The organism is Okeania sp. SIO2B9, assembly GCF_010672505.1.
Taxonomy (GTDB): Bacteria; Cyanobacteriota; Cyanobacteriia; order Cyanobacteriales; family Microcoleaceae; genus Okeania; species Okeania hirsuta.
Genome location: NZ_JAAHGK010000451.1, coordinates 1 through 5341 on the forward strand (window position 1 = coordinate 1; position 5341 = coordinate 5341).

Annotated in this window: 5 protein-coding genes and 1 pseudogene; 2 read left to right on the top strand and 4 right to left on the bottom strand. The window is 35.2% G+C overall.

Annotation, left to right across the window (positions count from 1 at the left end):
• Positions 1-83 precede the first annotated feature (83 nt).
• Together F6K13_RS16630 and F6K13_RS16635 are read right to left on the bottom strand one after the other, a co-directional pair.
• A complete protein-coding gene (locus tag F6K13_RS16630; RefSeq protein WP_124144005.1) occupies positions 84-806 on the bottom strand; it encodes a 1-acyl-sn-glycerol-3-phosphate acyltransferase in 723 nt (240 codons plus the stop codon).
• A gap of 1008 nt (positions 807-1814) precedes the next feature.
• On the bottom strand, positions 1815-2285 hold the full coding sequence (locus F6K13_RS16635) for a nucleoside deaminase (RefSeq protein ID WP_124144004.1): 471 nt from the start codon (positions 2283-2285) through the stop codon (positions 1815-1817).
• 408 nt (positions 2286-2693) lie between these two features.
• Here F6K13_RS16635 and menB point away from each other — a divergent pair, with 408 nt between their 5' ends.
• Positions 2694-3527 carry a 1,4-dihydroxy-2-naphthoyl-CoA synthase gene (menB, locus tag F6K13_RS16640; protein ID WP_124154173.1) on the top strand — a complete coding sequence of 278 codons (834 nt, stop codon included), beginning with the start codon at positions 2694-2696 and terminating at the stop codon, positions 3525-3527.
• 332 nt (positions 3528-3859) lie between these two features.
• Here menB and F6K13_RS16645 read toward each other — a convergent pair whose 3' ends face one another.
• Both F6K13_RS16645 and F6K13_RS16650 read right to left on the bottom strand, forming a co-directional pair.
• The gene (locus tag F6K13_RS16645) at positions 3860-4075 is read right to left on the bottom strand and encodes a hypothetical protein (RefSeq protein ID WP_192901077.1); all 216 of its coding nucleotides are present in this window, start codon (positions 4073-4075) and stop codon (positions 3860-3862) included.
• A 426-nt stretch (positions 4076-4501) separates the two neighbouring features.
• On the bottom strand, positions 4502-5062 hold the full coding sequence (locus F6K13_RS16650) for a DUF721 domain-containing protein (RefSeq protein ID WP_124144003.1): 561 nt from the start codon (positions 5060-5062) through the stop codon (positions 4502-4504).
• A 72-nt stretch (positions 5063-5134) separates the two neighbouring features.
• Between F6K13_RS16650 and F6K13_RS16655 the strand changes: the two are divergent.
• A pseudogene (locus F6K13_RS16655) lies at positions 5135-5341 on the top strand (hypothetical protein); the annotation flags it as partial.

The window sequence follows — 5341 nt, forward strand, 5'->3', positions numbered from 1 at the left end:
CTGTAAACCTTTCCCAGTAACACTTTCAATCTTGAGAGCCAACTGTTTTTTAGCAGAACTTTGTACTCTCCAGTTATTAATTATTAATTATTAATTGTTGAATGCCCATCTATATTTTTAAGTGCTGCTTCTAAATCCATAGTTAAGTTTTGTGCCTGCTTTTTCCCCGATCCATAAATATAATCATTTACAGATAAAGGAACACCAATACGAACCATAACATTACAACCACGGCGTGGAATAACTGGGTTGTAATTCAAAGATATAGGCACTATTTTAACACCAAGATTTTGTTGATAAGACTCAGCTTGTAATCCTATTCTAGCTAATCCTGTTTTGAGAGAATGAACTTGATTATCGCGATAAATTTTACCTTCAGGAAATATCACTAACATTTCCCTCTTTAACATTAATTCTACTCCATAGCGAAAACAAGAAACTGCCGGATTTTTTGGATTAAGAGGAAACCCGCCCAAATGTCTAATCAACCATCCTTGTAAACATTTCATTTCATCCATACTAACCATAAATCTTAGGTCTCGACCAGTCACTAATCTACCTGTAGTATAAGGTATGATTAACCCATCCCAACGAGAACGATGAGTGGGAGCTAAAATCACAGGTCCATCTTTCGGAATATTCTCTTTTCCAATAATATTTATTTTACGAAAATACAATGGCATTACTATATGATGACCTAAAAAATAAGATAAAGATGCTAACCAAGGAGAAATGCTAGAAGGTTTTGAGTTTACTGGAGAATGTAATTTCCTTAAAGAAGCTTGGATAAAGTCAAGATTTATCATAGTTTTTTTAGCTCAATCATCTAATTTAATTTCTTGACTCTAAGGTAAACTTTATTCCTGTTCTAGTGGCATCCTTAAATGACACTTCTTATACTGTCAGCTATAGAAATTAACACTTCAGTTATCATCTTTTTTATTTTTATCTGCCTATTTTATGTAAACATTCAGCTATTAGCAGTCAGCACTTCCCTGTGGGATGCTACGCAAACAGCAATCAGTAATCAATAATTACTTCTCAGGTTTGGCAAGGGAACACATGGCAGTAACTTTTTATTCAAAATCAATTTCAAAGGTTGCTTTTACCTTCCACAAAATTAGCTGAACTCCGCAGTTCCGACCTGATGCGGCTAGCTAATAGCTGGCTGCTGAATGCTGACTATTTTATAGTAGAAGGAAGAAGGCTTTAATTATCTAGAAGAGAAGAAAAAATTTTGTTTTATCTGAGTTTTAAACTTTTGATATCAAATCCGGTAGCATCTGTATAAAAGGGTGTATCTCATATTTGCAAAAATACTTTTTTCCTATATATTCCCTGTTCCCTATTCCCTGTTCCCTGTTCCCTAAAAGCGATAAATTTTTGGCTTTATTCAAAATTGAGATGCACCCGTATAAAATCTTTTGAAGTAGGAGTCAGGAATCAACCCACCCCTAACCCCTCCCAGGAGGGGAACTCAGGAGTCAAGAGGGAAAAAAATTTATAAAGATTTGGTAATGGTGAAGATGGAGAATGTTTTTATACCAAATTCAACGGATTTGATATGATATATCTTAATACCAAATCTCAAAAAGTTTGCTATATATCTTTGTAATGTGGAGATAGGGAGATGGGGAGTTAGGCAGTAGTTATATAGCAATCAAACATAGGATTACTATTCAGAAATGGTATAACCTTTCCTGAGACTGCTATATTTTCAAAGTTAATTTACTTTACTTAGATAAACACAAAAATTGCTCATTATCTGTCATTGTGGATAGCAGGTTTCACCACAAAATAATTCCCTTTCTTGTTTACCGAAGGTGAGCAAACCAAAACTGTAATTCTTGACGACAAACAGATTCCATTATTCCTCCCAATACAGCCAGACGATGATGAGAAAAAACACTATCTGGAAAATTAGCAACAGTTCGTATTGTGCCAGTTTTCGGATCGTCTGCTCCATAAACCAATAAACCTATTCTTGCCTGCAATATTGCCCCCGTACACATCGGGCAAGGTTCGAGATTAACGTAGAGAGTACATTTATTTAAGTGCCAATTCCGCAAAATTTGTCCCGCTTGTCGCAAAGCCAATATTTCTGCATGAGCAGTAGGGTCAAAATCTCGCTGCCGTCGGTTTTGAGCTTCTGCAATCAACTTGCCATCTGAGTTTACTATGACAGCTGCAACTGGTACTTCTCCAGCATTACCAGCAATTTTGGCCAATTCTAATACTCGACTCATCCACTTTTGATGGACTAGATAACTTGGATGGTCAATCATCTAAAATCTCCGATAAAACCTGACAGGATTTTAGCAATAGACTTGGGCTTAGACAATCTAGCAACTTGTTTATCTAACAATAGTGCAGGATAGCGGAAATAACTGACCAGACAAAATCCTAAAACAATTACAAATCAATACTTTTGACTTTTAACTTCCATGTAGTGGTACTAGGTCGTTGTTCACCTGGGACGGGAGAAAACTTAAATCCATCAACCATAGTACAACAAGAAAATACTAGTTCAATATAAGCAGGATGTTAAAGGATTGACTAAAAAACAGGTGGTATTACAGTAAATCGAAATAATAAGGTTTGAGATTAGTTAAATAAAGCTGTTAGATATCTAGTAACCTGGTGTACTGAAAACAAAATATCTATCAACTTCTAAAAATATGAGTAATCAGCCTTTGCAAATAAAATGGCAAATTGTTAAAGAGTATAGCGATATTCTTTACCACAAAACTGATGGAATTGCCAAAATAACTATTAATCGTCCCCACAAACGCAATGCTTTTCGTCCTAAAACTGTGTTTGAACTTTATGATGCTTTTGTTGATGCTCGTGAAGATCCAAATATTGGAGTAGTTTTATTTACAGGTGCTGGACCTCACACAGATGGTAAGTATGCTTTCTGTGCTGGTGGAGACCAAAGTGTAAGAGGTACAGCAGGTTATGTTGATGAGACTGGAGTACCACGACTGAATGTATTGGACTTACAACGCTTAATTCGTTCCATGCCCAAAGTTGTCATTGCTTTAGTTGCTGGATATGCTATTGGGGGGGGTCATGTTTTGCATATTATTTGTGACTTAACTATTGCTGCTGACAATGCAATTTTTGGTCAAACTGGACCTAAGGTAGGTAGTTTTGATGGTGGGTTTGGGGCAAGTTATTTAGCTAGAATAGTTGGTCAGAAAAAGGCACGAGAAATTTGGTTCCTCTGTCGGCAGTATACAGCTCAAGAAGCTTTGGAAATGGGCTTGGTTAACTGTGTTGTACCTATAGAGGAACTAGAAATAGAGGGCATTAACTGGGCTTCAGAAATTCTGGAAAAAAGCCCGATCGCTATTCGTTGTCTCAAAGCTGCTTTTAATGCTGACTGTGATGGGCAAGCTGGTCTACAAGAATTGGCTGGTAATGCTACTCTTCTTTACTACATGACAGAGGAAGGAGCTGAAGGTAAAAAAGCATTCCTAGAAAAACGACCTCCAGACTTTCGCAGATACCCTTGGTTACCTTAGAGATTGTTTGTCAAGAATTATAAAGTGTTTTTACTCCTCACCAATTCAGTATTTCAAAGCACAAAGTTTGGGATAAATAACCAAGTAGTTACAATTTAAAGAGCGTTCTTTTCCCTTACAAAACTTTACAAAAAGTCTCTTAGAGTCAGGATAAAAATGTAGCTTTTTTTGACATGGATAAGTTACTGAGACCTTAACTTATATTTCTCATAATAACTAACCCCAATTTTGTTAGTTAGTTGAGCTAAAAAAAATTGGAGACAAACCTTGTTCTTATAGATAGAAGGGTATCAAGTACCCTCTTGAAAGAAACAAGGCTTTTAACTTTCATTTTAGGTAAAACTAACTACTTCCAAATTTTGATCGATTTGCTGATTCCAGATAGCTATACTCTCAAGATTTTCCCAGGATTTATTGAAGGGAGATGAAGCTAACGAACAGGCTTTCCAATTACTTTCAACTGGTGTAGTTAACTTTTGACAAACACCACCACGTCTTCCTTCTGGTAAATAGTATCGGCAATTACGACAAACTAAAGTGGGTTTCATAAAAAATTTTCCTAAATTTAATTGAGTCTATCTTAATTATTTTGAATCCAAGAGACTCGTGGTTTTAATCTATTAAATCCATTGTGACACCTAGATTATGAATATCCCTATCAATTAAATAAAATTTATATTATTTTTATAATTACTTTATAAACAGAAACATTTATGCGAAATCTAGTACGTAAAAATGTATTAATTCATACATTATTTCGGTAAACTTGATAGGGATCAAGTTAAAAGATAAGTCAGATCGAAGTAAAATAGATAATATTTAAACCAAGTAATGGAAAATATTTTTGGCTTAAAGCCCATAAAGATAGACTCAAAAAACTATCAAAAATTTCTAGTCACCCACTTAATATAAAAATTAATGTTTTTGTCTTTTCAATTACATTTGAGGAGTTAAAATTATGAAATAATTAAAAATTAACTTGATGACCACTGTTTAGTGGCACAAATTGCACATACTGACCAACGTTGAATTTCTCCCGGGGGTGTAGGACATTGGCATTGAGGACATAGAGGTAAACCTTGAAAGCGGGTATTGATAGTTTTAGCCCAATTTTTAAATGTGGTTTGAGGACTTTGATTTTTATGAGTCGAGTCTTTCAAGGTTGCTTTTTGAGATTTAGGAATCATGCTAGGATGCTGTAGCCAATCATTTTTGTCAGTTTGTCTCGATTGATGAGATTGAATTGTATGCCAGTGAGCAGCAGAAAACCGGATATTGTTTAGAGGTGTGGGTAAAAAATGATTGAGCTTATCTAAAAGTTGGGACACCCGAAAACTAAGTTCTTGAGATAAAGCAGCACTAGATGTTGCTACATATAAAACTTTTCCCTCTATATATAGAGGCTTAGTTTGGGTAGCCATAACTCCTAAAACTTGTTCCCAACATTCCATCAGTTTCAGAAACTGTTGTTGTTGAGGCGATCGCTCCATAATTTGGAGATAGCCTAAAATCTGATTGAGAGATTGAAAATCCATAGTCGTTTTACAATAGTTGGGACATTCTATCTCAAATATAAAATTTATTGAGTCGGTAACAGGAGTTCTCAAATGAGTCAAAGTTCTTTGGTTAAGTCCACTAAAAGCTCTACAGACCAATTGAATCCCACTTTGCAAGCTGTAATGGACAGTTTAGATGTACAACTAGAAGCAGAATTAACAAGATATCGCAAGTACCGCAGGCGAACAGAACAATCACAAGTTTCTCAGCAAAATAGTAATAAACAAATTTATAAAACACCCGAATTAATTTCTGTA